Origin of the sequence: Anaerospora hongkongensis (assembly GCF_004339805.1) — a bacterium.
Classification (GTDB): domain Bacteria; phylum Bacillota; class Negativicutes; order Sporomusales; family DSM-15969; genus Anaerospora; species Anaerospora hongkongensis.
In genome coordinates this window covers 141,930-161,451 of the sequence record NZ_SLUI01000010.1, presented here as the reverse complement: position 1 = coordinate 161,451, position 19,522 = coordinate 141,930, and the positions used below count along the sequence as shown (strand labels likewise).

Sequence of the window (19,522 nt, the reverse complement as noted above, 5' to 3'; positions counted from 1 at the left end):
GAGCAGGAGGGGATTGTTAGTGGCAAAACGAGGCATACCACCTCTATTTCAGGAGCTTTCAGAAAATGATAATATTATAGGGATTGGCGAGGGACATAAATGGATACGGGGAGAAAACACCGGGCAAAAAGCGACTGTGGTCTTAGTGAGAAAAAAGCTTGGAAAAGATAATTTGCTGCGTGGTTCGATCATTCCCCAGCGGCTTAATAATCGTCCGACCGATGTAATTGAAGTTGGCGATATTCGACTGTATAACGACCGAACAGGAATGATGCGGCCTGCCCGGCCAGGAATCAGTATTGGACATTATAAAGTTTCGGCAGGCACTTTGGGAGCAATTGTAAAAGATCGCCTGACAGGAGAAACATTGATTCTATCGAATAACCATGTCCTGGCTAATAGTTCTGATGGCACAGACGACAGAGCTGCCGCTGGCGATATAATCTTGCAGCCAGGCTCAATTGACGGGAGTAGCGATCCCGCAGAGGCAACAATCGGTTATTTAGAGCGGTTTATACCATTGAACCGGCGGGTAGCCGCTTCGCAGTGTCCTATAGCCAAATTATTTGAAACAACACTCAATAAATGTATTGCAATTTTCCGGCCTAATTATCAGATAAAAGTACTCCGGGAGAATGATGCAGTGAACGTTGTAGACTGTGCAGTTGCCAGGCCGGTGAGTGAAGCTGTTGTTACAGACGAGATCTTAGGTTTGGGAAAAGTAGCCGGCATTAAAGAACCGGAAATCGGCATGGAGATAAAGAAAAGTGGCCGCAGCAGTGGAATTACTTCCAGTTTTATCTTAGCAACCGACGTAACTGTACGAGTAGACGTAGGTAATAAAGAGTATGGCATCTTTACTGATCAAATCCTAGCCGGACCGATGAGTGTGCCTGGAGATAGCGGCTCATTGATTCTAACAGAAGACAATCATGCTGTTGGCTTGTTATTTGCTGGCTCAGAAAAAGTCACAATGCTGAATCGCATCGATCATGTGTTCGATGCCTTAAATATTCGCTTCTAGTCGTTTAAAAACCAGGAAGAACTCCTGGTTTTTAAATTTTAACTAAAAAAAGAATTTTGAGAATATTCAAGAGGATTGTAGGACGCATTTCATACAAAAAAATGCTTTTTTATAACTTCCGATAATTTATAGTTATCGGAAGTTGACAATGGATTTAGAATAGGTTACTATCAAATTAGATCATTGTGAGGTGTTTAGTGTTGCAGGTAAAAACAAAACAATTTTTTCTGCGAGAAAACGAATTTATTGAAAATAATGAAAAGCTAACGGAAAAAAGCAAACGCCGTATGAAGAAATCCAAAGCCGATAATACACTGCGTGCTTATGAAGCTGATTGGCTGGATTTTTATGATTGGTGTTTCCATCATGGTCACCAAGCTCTGCCGGCCGAACCGGAAACAATTGTCAATTATATTAATGATCTGGCTGACGATGCCAAAGCCAATACTGTTTCCAGACGTTTGAGCGCGATTTCGGAAAATCACAAAGCTGCCGGCTGTGAAGAAAATAATCCATGCCGTGGCGGACTTGTGAGAAATGCCTTAGATGCAATAAAAAGAGAAAAAGGAACGATCCAGCGAGGTAAATCCCCTCTTCTCATTGAGGATTTACAAGATATAGCCTGCTATTTCGATACTGCAGATATTGCTGGAATCCGTGATAAGGCTCTTCTGCTTACTGGGTTTATGGGAGCCTTTCGCCGCTCGGAGCTGGTTCGGATTGACTTCGAAGACTTAACGTTTGCCCGTGAGGGGGTTATTATCCTGGTTCATCAATCCAAAGGTGACCAGGAAGGTCAAGGCGAATATGTCGCCATCCCTTATAATTCCGATTCGGATGTTTGTGCAGTAATTGCGCTAAAGGAATGGATTGCGGCAGCTCAAATTAAAACAGGTGCCCTCTTCCGGCCTCTAAATAAGTACAAGCAAGTTCGACCACAGCGCCTGACAGATAAATCGGTAGCGCTGATTGTAAAAAAATATGCTGCTCTTGTGGGACGAAATGCTGATGACTTTGCCGGTCACAGCTTAAGGCGTGGTTTTGCAACCAGTGCAGCTCAACATGATGTGGACGAACGCACGATTATGCAGCAAACCAGGCATAAATCGGAAAAAATGGTTCGCAGATATATTGAGCAAGGTAATTTGTTTAAAAATAATGCTCTAAATAAAATGTTTTAAGAAAATGCCTGTCGCCATTCTAGGCGACAGGCATTTTCTTAAAACAAGTATACATAATATTTATTATCGGACCTTACTTACTCTTTCTGTCTAATGCTTGCCCAGCCGGAAATATCGGCGACTGGAATGCGTAAAGTTTGTCCCGGATATATTTGGACAGACTGATCTAAATGATTCGCTTGCTTTATCACCGCAATTACGTTCCGAATATCTTCCTGCTGTGTAGTATGTTTCGCGGCGATATTCCAGATGGTATCGCCTTTTTCGACAACAACCGTTTTATAGTGAACTACAGCTTCTTCATTAAAGTCAGTAAAAACATCGACCACTGATGTGGCTAATAGTACGAGGAAGAATATAAAAGTAAATTTATTCAACATTCATCAACACCCCTGAACACTTGTTCGCTCTCTTGGATTTATCATAACATAGTACATATGTTCTGGTCAAGCGATTTATGACTATTTTTCGAACGAGTGTTTGCGTTTTTATGCATAAATTGGTATAATAGGTTATGAGTTTTATCCGTTGATTAGGAGTGGATTCCTGTGAATAAAGAATGTTTGATAAATAATCGTCAGAAGCAAATTTTAAAACATATTAAGGATACTCTGCGTTCCAAAGGCTACCCGCCTTCCGTCAGGGAGATCGGTGAAGCAGTTGGTCTAAGTTCCAGTTCAACTGTTCATGGCCATTTGGCAAAATTAGAAGAGCTGGGCTTTATAAAACGGGATCCGACTAAGCCTAGAGCAATCGACGTACTCGATGAAGCTCCCTGGCGGCAAAAAAGCCTTACTCCTATACCGCTGATCGGGAAAGTGACAGCGGGGCAGCCTATCTTAGCAATAGAAAATATTGAAGAAACCTACCCCCTCCCTACCGAATTAGTTGGCGAAGCGGAAACATTCATGCTTACCGTTCAAGGTGATAGTATGATAAATGCCGGAATTTTAGACGGCGATCTGATTATCGTCCGCGTTCAGCGTTCAGCTAATAATGGCGATATTATCGTTGCCATGATTGATGAAGAAGCTACCGTAAAGCGTTTTTATAAAGAGCACGACCGGATCCGGCTGCAGCCGGAAAATCCCGCTTATGAACCCATTTTCAGCCGTGATGTTACAATCTTAGGAAAAGTGATCGGAGTTTTTCGTCTATTATAGACAGTAAACCCGCAAAAAAGCAACAACCGTTTCACGGCTGTTGCTTTTTTGCTTTTTGTGAGGCTATGATTCTCTATTCTATTTGGCATTTTGCTTGGGTAATGCCTTTATTCCAACGCGGATGACTTTATCGACTGGTTTAAATTCATCATTTGCCAGTAATTCACGACTAATTTCCTTATTATCATTTGCTTTTTTTATACGGTATGTGGTAACTTGAAAGCCCTTCTGCCCTTCCACCTCGGTAATCTGTGTACCCAGGTCGAGCGTGGAATCTTGCTTAATAATCGTTCTGGGTTCAAGTACCTTCGTATCCGTCGCAACTACTTGAATATCGGGACGGTGCTCCAGGCGTTTCCCCAGGATGTAAATAGTTAACTGATTGCCACTAACCTCACTTTTAATATATATATTCCCTTCAGAGGAATTTTTAAATTGAAAATCCAGTAAATTATCAGCAACTGTTGCATCTTGACCAATTGGTACATAGCCTGGCGGATAAAAATGCGAGGTTCTTTCTTCAATAACCATATCGGCCAGTAATACGGCATTGTACAAGGTGCTGCTCACCTGACAAACACCACCGCCCCAATCAGGTACAATCTTACCTTCAATAAATACTGGGGCTTCCTTATAACCATATTCGGCAAGACGAGGGCCTACATTACGGTTAAAAGAAAAGATTTCGCCTTGTTTGACAAGCATACCGTTAATACTACGAGCTGCCAGTGAAATATTTTCAGTACGGTTTGCATTAAACGCATCAAACTGTGTGCTGTAAGAAGCAAGCAAACTATCAATAGACTCTAAATCAGCAGCAAAAACAGTGGGAGTAATTTCCTCTACCACTAAGGGTATAGAAAAATTTAATTCATTATTAAACTGGGCAGTTACAGTTTCAATCGTTTTAGGAAGGGAAAGTCTTCTACCAGTCACTTCCGGCACAATAGAAACATCTACACCACTGTAGGCGACAGTCGCATTGCGAGCATTTCTATCCAGCGACTGAGCAATGATCTGAAGGATCGACTCCAGCTTAGTAGCGTCGTAGGCAACTGTTATTGGTATAGTAAAGCCACGATTTACAGTTAAGTAACGCTCTTGCAACTGGTGAAACATATTGCCATTTCGGCCTACTTTATAGGCCTCTTGAGCAAGCGATGATGCATCTATTGATAAACTGATTTCGTCGGCTGAAATGGACCATGATTTGTCTTTATATTTGAGTTCAATTGGCTGTGACATTTTAGAAACGATTTTTTCGCGGATTTTTTGTTCCGCCTCGTTTACTGAAAGGCCGCCAACTGGAATATCTGCTACGGTAACGCCACTATAAATTTCATTTGCGACGATGAATGCGGTATTAGCTGCAACAAAACTGATAATGCTAAATATAATAATTAGTCCTAAAAACAATATTAAATTCGTTCTGCGCGTAGTTGTTGCAGACATTTCTTACACTCCGATCTGTATTCCACTGCTAAGAATAAAGCCCCCATTAGCAAGGGGGCTTTTACTTATTAGACTAAATGCTCATTGATAACTCAACAAATTTTCCTGCCAGCTTTGCTTTCTGAAGGACTTCTTCTGTAATTTCTCCACCTTGCTCAATGATAACCATTCCGTTATCTGTTTCAATGCGACGGTTAGCTTTTTTGCCTAAAAGATATTTGCGGTGCTTATCGTCAAATTTCCGGGCTGCTTCTGAGCTAGCTTCATTCGGAGCAGCCGGCGCAGCAGGTACTTCAACCGGTGCTTCTGTTGCTGCCGGGGTCGAGACTGGTGCAGCTACGGGCTCAGGTACTGCTACTGGTGCAGGTTCGGCTATGGGCTGAGCAACAGTAGCTGCAGCTAAAGGTGCCTGCTCATCGGTATTTTCTTTTATGATCAGTACATCTTTACCATAGGTAAGAATGCGTTGGGCAGAAATCTCAGCTGGCTGTCCTGCTACGTCTTCTATTTCACAGGCAGTAATTTGCCCAGCATCATCAATAAGAATTTCCGTTACTTTGCCGTGAATACGGCCGCTTTTGGTCAAAATTTTAGTGCCAATTACTTTTATATCAGCAGCTAGCAATTTCTCAAATTCAGGAGCAGTTGAAATAGATGCCACTGCACTGCTATCCTCAATTGTTACAGCATATTCGCCAATACCGGTAATTGCTGAAAAAGGGAGTAATTTGGCCTCAAGGTACCATTTAACTTCGTCTCTAACCAGGGCGGTTACAATACCGCCATTTGGGTTTATCACCAGGCTTTTAACATTACCTAGCTCCTTGCCTTCCATTATGCTAATGACCGGTAATCCAAGAATATCAGTGCTTTTTTTCATATAAATTCATAACCCCCTATTAATTTTTAACTATATTAAATTACGCCACTCGCGAAATTCGGCATTAATTTCGTCCAATATATTAGCTGGGATTTTATGATAAGGAATGAGTCCAAGACGATGATGAATCAAGGCATTTTTAATAATTCGTAAATAGGCAATGGTATTGATAAATTCCTGTTCAAATTGATAATCAGCATGTACGGCTACATTAGCTCTTCCATCAACAAATACTTGGATAGCATCATCATAGGCGCCTAATTGTTTCAGGATATTGCCAATTTCAATCAAAACAAATGGGGCAGCTGCATCTTCCGGAAAAAGCTGCAATATGTAGCGGAATGCTGCCAGCGCTTCTTCATAAGCCTTATTTTCTTTATGCAAAAATGCATAATCAAGCAGGGAATCTAAATCCTGTGCAACCGGTAAGACCGGTTCGAAGGGATTAGACATTCGTTGAGTCATGGTACCAGCAACCTCTGTTACATTATGATAATTTTCACGATAAATATCCAGCTCTTGAGCAGCCACAGATTCTTCAGCAACCGGCTCTTGAGCAGCCACAGGTTCTTCAGCAACCAGCTCTTCAACAGCCACAGGTTCTTCAGCAACCAGCTCTTCAACAGTCACAGGTTCTTCAGTAATCAGCTCTTCAATAGCTACAGGTTCTTCAGTAACCGTCTCTTCAACAGCCACAGGTTCTTCAGCAACCAGCTCTTGAGCAGCCACAGGTTCTTCAGCAACCAGCTCTTCAATAGCTACAGGTTCTTCAGCAACCAACTCTTCAACAGCCACAGATTCTTCAGCAACCGGCTCTTGAGCAGCCACAGGTTCTTCAGCAACCAGCGCTTCAACAGCCACAGGTTCTTCAGCAACCAGCTCTTCAATAGCTACAGGTTCTTCAGCAACCGGCTCTTCAATAGCTACAGGTTCCTCAGTAACTAGCTGGGTCGCAAATGGCAAAGGTATAGCATCCGGTTTTCCAGGGGTAAAGCCTATGTCTTCCACAAGGGTTGAAAAAGATGGCGCCGCTTGTGGTGCAGGTTCATCCGTTTGCGCATCTTCGTAATAAGCAACAAAATAAGCAAATATAATGGCAAAAACAGCCAGCACGCCAATCGTTCCGGCTAATCCGGCAAACCCAACAATAATTCGTGGAAGAACAAGACTAAGAAATAGTGAGCAGATACCACATAGTGCCAGTGGTTTGATTCCCAAGCGAATGCCTAGAATGCGATTAGCTAGTTGGTGCACAAACAGCGTGGTAATCACTATTGCGAAAGTTGTAATTAGTGTATATTCCACACAATCCCACCAAACATGGTTTTTAGATACGTTATCTCATTCGACAAGATTAATTATTTTCCTGTCGAATAAAAGGCGTCATAATAAATATGTAAAGAAAATTATACTTTTTTATCGAGAATTGCCGAAGCTGCTCCCATCACGCCAAGCACAGCGTGTTCAAAGGTTAATCCCCCCTGGAGATAAATACTATACGGCGGTCGCAGCGGACCATCGGCACTAAGCTCAATTGATGAACCTTGCACAAAAGTACCCCCAGCCATTATCACGGCATCAGAGTATCCGGGCATAGCACTTGGTTCAGGACGCACAAAAGCATCTACTGGGGAGTAACTCTGCAGGCCCTGGCAAAATGCAATCATTTTTTCCGCAGAATCTAATTGAATGGCTTGGATAATATCACTGCGTTTTTCATCAAAAGCCGGTGTTGTTTCGTACCCCATCAAGGAAAACAGAGCAGCGGCGAAAATAGCCCCTTTGATGGATTGTGCTACAATATGTGGTGCTAAAAATAATCCTTGAAAGAATAGCCGATTGTCACTAAGCGTTGCACCTACATGGCTGCCAATACCCGGTGCAGTCAAGCGGCAGGCTGCCAGTTCAACCAAATCAGCCCGTCCTGCAACATAGCCGCCGGCTGGTGCAATTCCCCCGCCGGGATTTTTAATTAAGGAGCCTGCCATAATGTCAGCCCCTACTGCCGTTGGTTCCTTTGTATCAACAAACTCACCGTAGCAGTTATCAACAAAGCAAATGCAGTCTGGTTTAATTTGTTTAATAAAAGCACATAATTCAGCAATTTCAGCAATTTGCAGAGGCGGACGCATACTATAGCCCCGTGAACGCTGTATTAAGACTAATTTGGTTTGGTCGCTAATGGCCTGCTTAATAGCATCATAATCAACCTGATCATTCAGCAGGGGAATTTCATTATAATGAATCCCGTATTCTGTAAGTGATCCTACTGAAGGACTAGCAGAACCTATGACTGTCTGCATAGTGTCATAAGGAGCACCGGTGACAGCCAACAGCTCGTCTCCCGGTCTTAAAATACCAAAAAGTACGGAGGCCAGAGCATGTGTACCGGAAACAAAATGGCTGCGAACTAATGCCTTCTCCGCCCCACAAAGCTTTGCCCAGACCTCATCCAATTTATCTCTGCCGGCATCACCATAGCCGTAGCCGCTGGTGCTGCGAAAATGATAATCCGATACTTGTAATTCACGAAAAACATGTAGGAGTCGTTGGGTGTTATGTTCAGAAATTTGGTCGACAATCGCGAAATAAGGTTCGGATTGCCGCATTGCCTGCTCACGGTACGCTAGAAGCGCGGAAGAAAAATCGTTCACTTTTACTCATCTCCTGTGAAGTAACAACTAAACCGGGTAATCATTTCCGGAGCGGCAGATAACGTGATATAAATACCTGTTTCACGATATTCCGTATTGTGAACTTCCCCGATGTCATAAAGTTGTGAAATTATACCTGTGTCATTATAGGGTATTACCAGTTCTATGTCAACTTTTGATTGACGGAGAGTCTGCTGAATCAAGTCGAGCAGTTCCGGCAACCCGTGTCCAGATAACGCGGATATACCGACACTTGCGGCGTCGGACTGAAGCTGCTCTGTAACAAGTGGATTCTGGGCGGTATCCATTTTATTGTAAACGGTCAGTGTCAGTTTATTATCAGCACCAAGCTTACGGAGCACATCATGAACTGCTTTCATTTGCTCCTGGAAGCGTGTATGACTTGCATCGACAATATGTAAAATTAAGTCTGCTTCCAGCACCTCTTCCAATGTAGCCCGGAAAGCGGCAATAAGCTGATGGGGAAGTTTTTGAATAAAACCGACAGTATCTGTTAAGAGCATCTCTTGTGAATTCGGCAACGTTATTCGACGCGTAGTCGGATCTAATGTGGCAAATAACTTATTTTCCGCCAGTACGCCAGCTGCGGTTAGCGCATTTAATAAGGTCGACTTTCCTGCATTTGTATAGCCTACAAGCGCGACCGTAGGAATTCGACTGTTGATACGTCTTTTTCGCTGCAGAATACGCTGTTTTCGAATGGATTCAATTTCTTGTTCAATATCACTGATCCGGGAGCGAATCCGGCGTCTGTCAACTTCTAATTTTGTTTCTCCCGGCCCTCTTGTGCCTATTCCGCCGCCAAGCCGGGATAGTACCAATCCCTGGCCGCCTAAGCGGGGCAAATTATACCGCAGCTGAGCTAGTTCGACTTGCAATTTACCTTCATGACTGCGGGCCCGCTGTGCAAATATATCAAGAATTAAGGCTGTCCGGTCGACAATCTTACAGCCCAGCTCATGTTCCAGATTTCGCTGCTGCGCTGGTGATAATTCATCATCGAAAATGACGATACTGGCTCGTTGCTCCTGACGTAGATGATTAATTTCCTCTACTTTCCCTTTTCCGATAAATAAAGCAGCATCTGGTTTATCTCGCTTTTGCCAGGTCATGCCTGTTACAAGAGCGCCTGCTGTTTCAGCCAGCTGCTTTAACTCCCGGAGTGAATCCTGTACATCCCAGGCTCCTTGTCGCTCCACGCCTACGAGAAAAGCTCTCTCAATGGAAACCAGCTCGTCAGTCTGGGCTTGGTCGTCAAGTTGACGCTCAATCTCAGCTGTTAAATAAACAAGATCAATGCGTAAGAAGTCATCCACCGTTAATGGACCAACAGTTTGTACAATATAGTCACTTTTATTTGTTCCGTTAATAAATCCAAAACTGACTTGAGTCGGCTTGCCATCTTGAACACCAATGGCGGCCATCAAATCAAAGCGCAGCTCTTTTAATGACGCCACATCTAAACTGCTAAGCTGACTGTCGCCGCCGGGGTGTGTATGTATGCAGCGAATGCCGCATAGCCGTGAATTTGCTCGGCGTCCTTCTGCATCTGGAAGACTTACTGTACGAAGATCGCCAATTGCCACATGGGTAATTTGTCCCCTTCTATTTATGTATAAGGCGATTTCTCGTTTACTATCTTCTGTTAATCTGGCTAATATAGTAGTTAGTTCATCTGTTATCGTTTGTCCAAAAGGAATTTGCTGTTCATAAATTGCTTCAAGCTGCGCAATGTAGCTTTTTTTTAATCCTTTAGTATCTCCATAAATTTCGGCCATTTTCGCTCACCTCGTCTTATTTAATTTGATTTATCTTGTCCAAAATCCTGCCAATAGAGATAAGACTTGGTTTTTTTACCAAGTCTTATCTATCTCTCCAGACTGCTAAGTTCGCTCATTAATAAAATAAACATCAGGACATAGACAACAATTGTTGACGTCTTCAGCCAGCGGCTGGAAGCAGAAAGACCAGGAAGGTAAGAACGTATCTTATAAACGTTAAGCATAAGGAACTGAAAAAAAGTAAACATACCGGCTAACGTAAAAATCAGGGGACCGGGAAAATACCACGCCCAGTACAAAAATACTCCCCATATCAGGCCAGCCAGAGACAACATGAACTTACGACGCACCCTTTTACAGGCGGACTCTCTTCTTTGCGTGCGGGATAGCTGCATCATATTCCTCCTCGGAGTTTATTATGAGAAGGAGGTTCTGCTTTTATTCCCTATCTATTCCTATACGTTACGTTGTTTTATCTCCTTGCCGTCCTTCGACTGTGAGACAGTTTCCCGGCACAACAAGCAATATCCTTTTTCATACGATTGCTGACGCAAAGTAAGCGGATAAGCGGTGCGGAATTCTTGTTCTCCCAGGATGCGGCCGTTCTTCTTGCCGATTATATAGCCGGCAAAGAATGCCAATAATACCAGAACCAGCAACTCAAACATGATTGTTCACCACGGTGAATCGCAATAATCCGGCATAAGCCAGCACGATGCCTGTCACTACAGGGAAAAACAGCGCTTCATTCAGCCACCAGGCAAAGAGCAAGGCACATACAGCTGTTAAAACACACTCTACACAGCCTAAACGGCAGGCATAATTACGCTGGCCGCTGTGGGAATCAACATTTATATCAATACAATCATCGATAAGCTGCACTGCGAATACCAGGGCCAGCGAAAACACTGTGATTTCCCAGCCTAATAAGAGCAGACTGATGAATAGCGTCAGCAAGGATTCTTGCCAGCCTGTCAGTCCTAGTGGAAAACGACTCTGAAAATCATTAAACATTCCGATAATATAACTGGCAAAGAATAAGGAAAGACTGATATTGCTATTGATTGCGGCAGCAATGCTAAGAAAAAATATCGCATAAAACATGGTGCCAGGTCCCAATATATTCGTCCAATTCGCCTGTCCGGCCAAACGATCCTGCTCCTGATCCAGGTAATCGTCAGCAAGCTTTACAGCAATAGCACAGCAGGCTACCGCCGCAACAATGCAGATAAAGTCAAATATTGCGAGCCACATACGCTTTCACCTCTTTAAAGCCATCACTATACAATGCTGAAATTGGAATAACCTGAGCATGCGGAAATTCGGCGGACAATCGGGTGATATTTTCCTTAACCATTGGCAAATCAGTTTTATTAGCCAGCATAATATAATTTTGACGAGCAATTCCATATTGATAGATTTCCTGATCAATTTGCTGATCCTGCACTTCATTCTTGCGCATGCGGGATAAATCAATAATATGTAAAATGAAGTCTGCACAGCGTACCAGGCCCAGCGTTTGCGCCATTGCACAACGAATAGTTTGATCGCTGTGAATTTGTTCGGATATTCCGCATGTATCTGTTAATTTAAACATTACCGTTGCTTTACCAATCGGCATTTTAAGGACCATAGACTGTAAGAGGCGCGTTTTATGCAAGGCCATGCTGCATAATTCATTTTTGGCATCGGCTATCGATAAGTGACGGCAGGTCAGCAGCCCATCATAACTGCGAGCAGTAATGTCAACTGATTTGCTGCCAAGAAAACAGGCAAAATTCAGTGCAAACAGAGTTTTGCCAGAATTGGGATAGCCAACTATGACGCACTCTTTCATGTCTTCACCTCCGCAAAATCAGCAATCTCCAATAACATTAGCTCTTCCCTTGTTATATGCGATTTTGCTATTAACCGGACTGCTTGCTTGCGTATTGCCTTTTCGATCATATTTCTCACAGTCCGGGCGTTACCAAAATGATTATCTGCCTGTTCTTTCGGCGACTGCAAGCGCTTCAGAAGGAAAAGTTTTGCTTCATCACTTAGCTGATATTGTCGTTGCAGGCACATCTTTTCAGCAATTTTCATTAACTCATTCTGGCTGTAATCGGCAAAATGAATATGGATAGGGAGCCTTGAACGCAGCCCTGGATTTGTTTGCAGGAATGCTTCCATTTCCTGCTGATAGCCTGCTAATATGAGAATGAAATCATCCTTTTTGTCTTCCATCGCTTTCACTAGACAGTCGATTGCCTCTTTGCCAAAATCCTTTTCCCCGCCCCGGGCAAGTGAATACGCTTCATCGATAAATAAAATTCCGCCTTGCGCTTTTTTTAACTGCTCCCGTGTTTTTTGTGCAGTATGACCAATATACTCACCGACAATATCCGCTCTTTCCACTTCTATTAGATGCCCTCGGTTTAAAACACCCATTTCGCGAAATACTTTACCAATAATCCGGGCAACTGTAGTTTTCCCGGTACCCGGATTCCCCTTGAAAATCATATGTAAAACCATAGGATCTGCGATTAACTGTTCTCTTTGTCTGCGTTTTTGTATTTCAATGAATGCATGTATTTCGCGAACTAAGCTTTTTACTTCTGTTAGTCCGATTAACCCGTCTAATTCACGGAAGATATCTTCAAGTCTCTGTTGAGGAGTATTGGCCGTGCTGGTTGTACCGGATTTTACTTTCATGTCCATTTCCCTCAATTTTCGAAAGGCTTCAACAGGAGTTATTGCACCATCAGCCATTGCTGATAATACATCTTGAGGCCATACTGTTGTCATTTCCATCACCTCGCCTCAGTGTCATCGGTGATATATAGTATATGCTCGAGTGTCTAAAGCGTGAAAAAGTCCTGAGACTAAGTGTCTCAGGACTATTACTTACGGATTATTGCTTTTTAGCTCTTCCCGCCTGTCATGCTGCAAATTGGGAGACAGCGGCCGAAAAGGCGTAATGGTAGAAATGGCATGTTTATAAACCAACTGCTGCTTGCCCTCATTCTCCATTATTACTGTAAAATTATCAAATCCTTTAACTGATCCACGGAGTTGAAAACCGTTTACCAAGTAAATAATTACCGGAACGTTTTCTTTACGAACTTGATTTAAGAAGCTATCCTGTAAATTAATCACTTTTGTTGTCATGGATACTGATTCCTCCGCCACATTTGTTTTTACTACTTTATTCTACTAAAGTTAAAATCTTCCTGCAATAAGGCTGTAAATATATGCCAGCATTTTATTATACTCCGGAAACGAGTCTGCTTCGACCCATTTAATATATGGCATTCTACGGTACCACGTCAGTTGGCGCTTCGCAAAATGTCTTGTTGCTTTTTTTATATTTTCTATCGTAGTTGGTAAATCACACTCCCCCTGCAAATATTGGATAACTTCTTTATAGCCAATTCCTTGCATAGCCTGACTTCCAGGTGATACGCCCTGATCCAGTAATCGCTGCACTTCCTCAATCAGGCCTTGTGCGATCATGATGTCAACGCGTTTATTGATGCGTTCATATAACAGAGGTCTCTGCATTGTCAAGCCGATTACAACCGCATCATAGAGCAAATTGCCCTGTCCCACGCTTGTCGTTTCACTTACCGTCTTTCCTTCAACTTCATAAACTTCCAATGCGCGAATAACTCTGCGGACATCGTGAGGATGAAGTTTAGCCGCTTTTTCTGGGGAAACTTGTGCCAGCATATTATGCAGATAGTAATGATCGTGTTCTTTAACGATATTCTCCAGCTTTTGGCGAATGGCTTCATCACCGGCTGTTGAATTAAAGCAATAGCCCTCTAACAAAGACTTCACATATAAGCCCGTACCTCCTGCTAATATAGGTATTCGGTCCTGGCTGTTTATAGAATGAATAAGTTGTCCGGCTTGCTGTTGAAAATCCACTACACTAAAAGGTTCTGTTGCTTCCAGTATATCGATGAGATGATGGGGAATGCCCTGCTGCTCGGCGGGCGTAGGTTTGGCAGTGCCAATATTCAAGCTGCGATAAACCAGCATAGAATCGCCTGAAATAATCTCGGTATTTAATTTTTTTGCCAGATCAATGCTGACCTGTGTTTTACCAACAGCAGTGGGCCCAACAATGACGATTAATCTCTCCATATTATTGCCGGACCTCCATTATGCCATATTGGACACTGCTGTACTTCCCGCCGGCAAATTGGCTAAAGCCAAGACGCTCAAATTCAGAGCTGCCTTGCATCTCTTTTAACACAATCCGCTGCCTGGCTACCCGCTTCGCCTCTGCCAGAGTAGCGAGGGAAAGGGGGCGTTTATCTGCAAGCAGGCGAATCGGCTTTAAATTGGAGCTGCTTTCAATAGGCTTGCGAAACATTGGATCAAAGTACACAATGTCATAGCATTCATCCGGCAGAGAGCGGAGATATTCTTCTGCATCCGCCTGTACGACTTCAATGTTGCGCAGCGCTTCCGTGATGTCCGGAGATTCACCGATAAACTCTGTTAAACCAATACGTGCAATCAATTCGATCAGCAGCGAGTTTTCCAAACCGGTTACCTTACCAGACGGTCCAGTAATAAAGCTGGCAACAATGGCATCTGTGGCTAATCCTAAGGTGCAATCTAAAACAGCCATGCCGGATTGTAATTGCATTGCACTGATCATATGGTCATGTTTACCATTTTTGAGATTTTTTATACGTAAATCAGCCATACTCAAATGGAAAAAGTAGTTTCCGTCTGGTGTATAAATGAACGGCCCTTGCTTCGAAAATATCAAAATTACATTCACTTGAAAGCTTTTTTGTATAGCTGCAAGTGAGTTTCTGTCACGGGGGATAAATTCAACCTGAAGCTGCCCGGCGGTTTCACGCGCAGCTTGTTCAACAGCTGCTGTTGGATGATAGCCTGTGGTTATCACAAAATTCATATGTTCACCTAATTATGTTCGTTTAAACATTTTTGCCAGCTCGTCAGTAGAAAAACGGATAATTGCGGGTCTGCCGTGTGGGCATGTAAAGGGTAGGGTTGTTGTGCAGAGCTCGCCAAGGAGAGCCTGAATCTGCCTCATATTTAAAGTATCACCGGCTTTTATGGCTGCACGGCAGGCGGCTATTTGCAGGATTGCATGACGCAGTTCCTGTCCGGTTGGTTGTTGATTGTTGCGAAAAGCCATAATGATCTCCCGCAGGGTTGCCTCGATATCAGATTGGGGTAAGTCGGCAGGAAGCTCACTGACCCTAAGTAAGCTGGGACCGACCTGTTCCAGTGAAAAACCCAGCTCACGCAGTGTGCTGTCATTTTCCATAATAATATGAATATCGTTCTCATCTATTGTTATCAGTAACGGAACCAAAAGCTGCTGCGCCGGTATTCTTCCGACACTCTGGCTAAACCTGTCATATAAAATCCGTTCATGCGCGGCATGCTGATCAACAATAAACAAGCCATCTTCCCCTTGGGCAATAATATAGCATTCACTTACCTGCCCCAAGGGCCGCAGGTTAAATTGCGCTTCCGAAGGTGATTCCTGATGAGGTAAACTCTCATAATTGCTTTGAAGAGCAGAATCAACACCAGCCAGATCACTTTGCTGCAGACGGGCAGTTTGGGCCGCTTGGATCGGCAGGGAATCTTCCTTCCACAAGGAAGGCGCGGGTTTGTAGGCCGGTATCACACTTGCCGGAGCGGTATCGGAGGGTTTCCAGGCAGACACTGGCGGAGTGTGAGCAGCCCGAATCGGCGTCGCAATCGCCAGCGGTGCATGCTGAGACGTCAATGCATTGACAATTGCCCGGTACACTGCACGAAAAATACTTTGCTCATCGCTGAATTTTATCTCACTTTTTTGTGGATGAACATTTACATCAATGGTTTCCGTCGGAACTGTGATATGCAAAATAGCCAGCGGATAGCCCGCTTTGGGAAGCAGTGAATGATAGGCATTATCTAAGGCCTTGGACAGCATGCGGCTGCTGACTACGCGATTATTTACCACAAAAGTCTGCCATTGACGGCTGCTCTTTAGTAACGTCGGTTTGCCAACAAAGCCGGTGACCTCGATGCCATCCTGCTCATGGCTTACACTAAGCATTTCCGCAGCTGCCTGGGGGCCATATAGACCGGCAGCCGTTTCCAGCAGATTTCCGTTTCCGGGCGTAGACAGTACCAGTTTATTATTGTTCAGCAGCTTAAACGCAATAGCGGGATGGGATAAAGCTGCTTTGCCAATAACAATGTTAATATTGCTGCTTTCTGTATTAGCCGACTTCAAAAACTTTTGCCGGGCTGGAGTGTTGAAAAACAGCTCGCTTACGGTAATTGTTGTGCCAACGTTTGCTCCGGCCTCTCTTACCTGTTGAATAACTCCACCGGCAATCTCAATATGAGTTGCTAAAGGAGCATCGTGCTGGCGGGTTATCATGGTGAACTTCGAAACGGCGGCAATACTGGGCAACGCTTCCCCGCGAAAGCCTAACGTTTGAATATGATATAAATCCTCTACAGCTTGAATTTTACTGGTTGCATGACGGAGAATCGCCAGCTGAGCATCCTGGCTGTTCATGCCAATACCATCGTCAGTAATGCGGATGTAGGCTGTGCCTCCATCCGCTATTTCGATTTCAATCTTAGAACTGGCAGCATCAACAGAATTCTCAATTAGCTCTTTGACCACTGATGCAGGCCGCTCTACTACTTCACCTGCAGCAATTTTATTTGCCGTATTCTCGTCTAGAATATGAATCATTGAGGTCATCCTTGTCCGACCTCCTCCTTGGCTTGATTATGAAGCCGATACAACAGATTCATCGCTTCAATCGGAGTAATGCTTAATATATCAATACTACGCAATTCATCAGTAACTGCTGAAGAAAAAAGACTGGGGCCAGCGTGATTGACTGAGGCTGTTGCTGCCGCAATTTGCTCGAAACCGGCTTCTTTATTTGTCTGGCAGCTTTCCAAATCAGCCAAAATTTGCTGGGATCTCTGTATTAACTTTTTAGGAAGCCCTGCGAGCTGGGCGACATGGATACCGTAGCTTTTATCTGCTCCGCCGGGAATAATCCGGCGCAGGAAAATAACTTCGTTGCCACGCTCCTTCACAGCAACAGTAAAGTTTTTAATCCCCGGGTACTGGTCGGCCATTTCGGTTAATTCATGATAATGTGTAGCAAATAATGTTTTGGCCTTTATGCGCTCTTTTACATATTCAATTACAGCCCGGGCAATGCTCATCCCATCGAAGGTACTGGTTCCTCTGCCGATTTCATCTAAAATAATCAGGCTGTTGCCTGTTGCATATTTAAGGATATGAGCAACTTCATTCATTTCTACCATGAACGTGCTTTGACCGGTGGCTAAATCGTCACTGGCACCAACGCGGGTGAAAATCCGGTCAACAGGGCTGACGAAGGCTTCTCTGGCCGGAATAAAGCTTCCTATCTGGGTCATTAAGACCAGAATAGCTACCTGCCTCATATATGTAGATTTGCCAGCCATATTGGGTCCGGTTATGACAGCAATTTCCGTGTCGTAATGATTGAGTGAGACATCGTTCGGCACGAACATTTCCCGGACTAAAAGTCTTTCGACAATGGGGTGGCGGCCATCTTTAATATGGATTTCGCGATTGGTGCCGATGACCGGTCGAACATAATTATATTGAAAGGCGGCTTCGCTCAAGCTGATCAAGGCATCAAGGATTGCTATCTGTCGAGCCGTTTCTTGTATTCCTTTTATCTGACACTTAATCTGTTCCCGTATTTCGTTCAGTAGGTGATATTCAATCGTTACAATTTTCTCCTGAGCGCCGAGGACTTTGATTTCAAACTCTTTCAATTCTGGAGTAATATAGCGCTCGGCATTGGCAAGTGTTTGTTTCCGGATATAATGGGCAGGAACCGCAGCGGTATTCGCATGCGTAACCTCTAAATAATAGCCGAATACCTTGTTAAAACCAACTTTTAATGATTTAATACCGCTCTGCTCTTTCTCGCGGGCTTCCAACTCCTGAATCCACTTCTTACTATCACTGGCAATGGAGCGCAACTCATCTAATTCACTGTTATAGCCCGTTTTTATCATGCCGCCGTCGCGGACAGATAACGGAGCATTATCCACAATTGCTTTATCGATCAAGGCAACAATGGCTGCATGCAAGGGTGTATTGTGACAAATCCGGGTAAGAATTCCGGATTGGGTCTCTGCCAGATTAGCAATGATGTCAGGCAGAACAGCCAATGATACTTGTAAGGCGTTTAAATCACGGGCATTGGCGGCACCAATTTCAATCCGGGTTACAATTCTCTCAAAATCGTAAATAGCTGCCAGCAGCTGTTGAAGTGATTTCCGGAGGATGGGTTTTTCTACAAGCTCAGCTACCCCTTCCTGCCGGGTTATAATTGGTTGTGCATGGAGCAGCGGATATTCCAGCCACTTGCGCAGCAGGCGTCCTCCCATAGCGGTTTTCGTAAAATCCAGCACATCCAAAAGCGTGCCTTTCTTCCCCCCGTCCCGGATGTTACGGGATATTTCCAGGTTGCGCAAACTGGAGGCATCTAAGATCAGGTAATCATTGTTGTCCAATTTGACAAGATGATTGATATGGGAAACATCACATTTGATTGCTTCGTGCAAGTAATGCAGCAAGCAGGCGACCGCAAGATAGGCTATGGGGCAAGTAGGAATTTCCACCGCATCAAAATGCTGTCTTGGCAGCTCTCTTACGTCCTGAGTGCTGGCTAAGTCCAGTGCTGCTATTGAGCAGCTGGGAATACGGGTCTCTAAGAAATTCTCGATTTGTTTTTGCAGCGGAACCGTGTTGATCCAAACCAGTTCAGCCGGGGACAAGCGAAATAGATAATCACACAAAGTCGCAATACGGTCAGCGCCGGTAAACGTTGCCCACGAGCATTCGCCGGTAGTAATATCGGCTGCACATATGCCAATGATTTCTCCTTCACCGTACACTGTAACCAAGTAGTTATTGCTTTTGTCAACTAAGGCTGCTTCGGACAGAATCGTTCCGGGAGTAATAATTTTAACTACTTCCCTGCGGACAATTCCTTTTACCTGCTTGGGGTCTTCTACCTGCTCACAAATTGCGACCCTGAACCCTTTATTGATAAGTCTGAGAATATAGTTTTCAGCTGCATGATAGGGAACACCGCACATCGGAACACGGTTGCCTGCTCCGCCATCTCTGGCAGTAAGCGTTATCTCCAATTCACGACTGGCAGTTTCTGCATCTGTAAAGAACATTTCATAAAAGTCACCTAGTCGGAAAAACAAAATTTCCTGGGGATGGCGGCTCTTAATCTCCCGGTATTGTTCCATCATGGGCGTATAGGTTGGCGTCATCTCTCATCTTCCTCTTCC

General features: G+C 44.0%; 19 protein-coding genes. 3 read left to right on the top strand and 16 right to left on the bottom strand.

Annotated elements, in window-relative coordinates; genetic code table 11:
- The first annotated feature begins 19 nt into the window (after positions 1-19).
- Together EV210_RS15555 and EV210_RS15550 are read left to right on the top strand one after the other, a co-directional pair.
- Positions 20-1,024: a chymotrypsin family serine protease gene (locus tag EV210_RS15555; RefSeq protein WP_132082268.1), complete on the top strand. Its 1,005-nt coding sequence runs from the start codon at positions 20-22 to the stop codon at positions 1,022-1,024.
- 197 nt (positions 1,025-1,221) lie between these two features.
- Positions 1,222-2,205, top strand: coding sequence for a site-specific integrase (locus EV210_RS15550; RefSeq protein WP_243650580.1), 984 nt, complete (start codon positions 1,222-1,224; stop codon positions 2,203-2,205).
- 77 nt (positions 2,206-2,282) lie between these two features.
- Here EV210_RS15550 and yneA read toward each other — a convergent pair whose 3' ends face one another.
- Positions 2,283-2,585 carry a cell division suppressor protein YneA gene (yneA, locus tag EV210_RS15545; protein WP_132082267.1) on the bottom strand — a complete coding sequence of 101 codons (303 nt, stop codon included), beginning with the start codon at positions 2,583-2,585 and terminating at the stop codon, positions 2,283-2,285.
- Positions 2,586-2,753: 168 nt separating this feature from the next.
- On the opposite strand from yneA, the gene lexA reads away from it, so the two are divergent.
- A complete protein-coding gene (gene lexA, locus EV210_RS15540; protein WP_132082266.1) occupies positions 2,754-3,368 on the top strand; it encodes a transcriptional repressor LexA in 615 nt (204 codons plus the stop codon).
- A gap of 78 nt (positions 3,369-3,446) precedes the next feature.
- Here lexA and EV210_RS15535 read toward each other — a convergent pair whose 3' ends face one another.
- From EV210_RS15535 to mutS, 15 genes are all read right to left on the bottom strand, one after another.
- Entirely contained in the window at positions 3,447-4,820 is a 1,374-nt protein-coding gene (locus EV210_RS15535) for a VanW family protein (RefSeq protein ID WP_132082265.1), read from the bottom strand.
- Between the two features lie 73 nt (positions 4,821-4,893).
- On the bottom strand, positions 4,894-5,700 hold the full coding sequence (locus EV210_RS15530; protein WP_132082264.1) for a PRC-barrel domain-containing protein: 807 nt from the start codon (positions 5,698-5,700) through the stop codon (positions 4,894-4,896).
- Between the two features lie 30 nt (positions 5,701-5,730).
- Entirely contained in the window at positions 5,731-7,005 is a 1,275-nt protein-coding gene (locus EV210_RS15525; protein WP_132082263.1) for a tetratricopeptide repeat protein, read from the bottom strand.
- A gap of 101 nt (positions 7,006-7,106) precedes the next feature.
- Positions 7,107-8,309, bottom strand: a complete 1,203-nt coding sequence (locus EV210_RS15520) for a methionine gamma-lyase family protein (protein WP_376746806.1) — start codon at positions 8,307-8,309, stop codon at positions 7,107-7,109.
- A 47-nt stretch (positions 8,310-8,356) separates the two neighbouring features.
- Positions 8,357-10,153 carry a GTPase HflX gene (gene hflX / locus EV210_RS15515; protein WP_132082261.1) on the bottom strand — a complete coding sequence of 599 codons (1,797 nt, stop codon included), beginning with the start codon at positions 10,151-10,153 and terminating at the stop codon, positions 8,357-8,359.
- Positions 10,154-10,242: 89 nt separating this feature from the next.
- On the bottom strand, positions 10,243-10,554 hold the full coding sequence (locus tag EV210_RS15510; RefSeq protein WP_132082260.1) for a hypothetical protein: 312 nt from the start codon (positions 10,552-10,554) through the stop codon (positions 10,243-10,245).
- Between the two features lie 57 nt (positions 10,555-10,611).
- A complete protein-coding gene (locus EV210_RS15505; protein ID WP_132082259.1) occupies positions 10,612-10,824 on the bottom strand; it encodes a hypothetical protein in 213 nt (70 codons plus the stop codon).
- Entirely contained in the window at positions 10,817-11,410 is a 594-nt protein-coding gene (locus tag EV210_RS15500; RefSeq protein ID WP_132082258.1) for a hypothetical protein, read from the bottom strand. The genes EV210_RS15505 and EV210_RS15500 overlap by 8 nt, the downstream gene beginning before the upstream one ends.
- On the bottom strand, positions 11,391-11,993 hold the full coding sequence (locus tag EV210_RS15495) for a GTPase domain-containing protein (RefSeq protein ID WP_132082257.1): 603 nt from the start codon (positions 11,991-11,993) through the stop codon (positions 11,391-11,393). The genes EV210_RS15500 and EV210_RS15495 overlap by 20 nt, the downstream gene beginning before the upstream one ends.
- Positions 11,990-12,943, bottom strand: a complete 954-nt coding sequence (locus EV210_RS15490) for an AAA family ATPase (RefSeq protein ID WP_132082256.1) — start codon at positions 12,941-12,943, stop codon at positions 11,990-11,992. Before EV210_RS15490 ends, EV210_RS15495 begins: the two co-directional genes overlap by 4 nt.
- A 99-nt stretch (positions 12,944-13,042) precedes the next feature.
- A complete protein-coding gene (hfq, locus tag EV210_RS15485; RefSeq protein ID WP_132082255.1) occupies positions 13,043-13,306 on the bottom strand; it encodes an RNA chaperone Hfq in 264 nt (87 codons plus the stop codon).
- Positions 13,307-13,357: 51 nt separating this feature from the next.
- Entirely contained in the window at positions 13,358-14,287 is a 930-nt protein-coding gene (miaA, locus tag EV210_RS15480) for a tRNA (adenosine(37)-N6)-dimethylallyltransferase MiaA (protein WP_132082254.1), read from the bottom strand.
- Position 14,288: 1 nt separating this feature from the next.
- Complete coding sequence (locus tag EV210_RS15475; RefSeq protein ID WP_132082253.1) at positions 14,289-15,074, bottom strand: class I SAM-dependent methyltransferase; 786 nt, start codon at positions 15,072-15,074, stop codon at positions 14,289-14,291.
- Positions 15,075-15,086: 12 nt separating this feature from the next.
- Entirely contained in the window at positions 15,087-16,901 is a 1,815-nt protein-coding gene (mutL, locus tag EV210_RS15470; protein ID WP_132082252.1) for a DNA mismatch repair endonuclease MutL, read from the bottom strand.
- Positions 16,898-19,504: a DNA mismatch repair protein MutS gene (gene mutS / locus EV210_RS15465; protein WP_132082251.1), complete on the bottom strand. Its 2,607-nt coding sequence runs from the start codon at positions 19,502-19,504 to the stop codon at positions 16,898-16,900. Before mutS ends, mutL begins: the two co-directional genes overlap by 4 nt.
- Positions 19,505-19,522 lie beyond the last annotated feature (18 nt).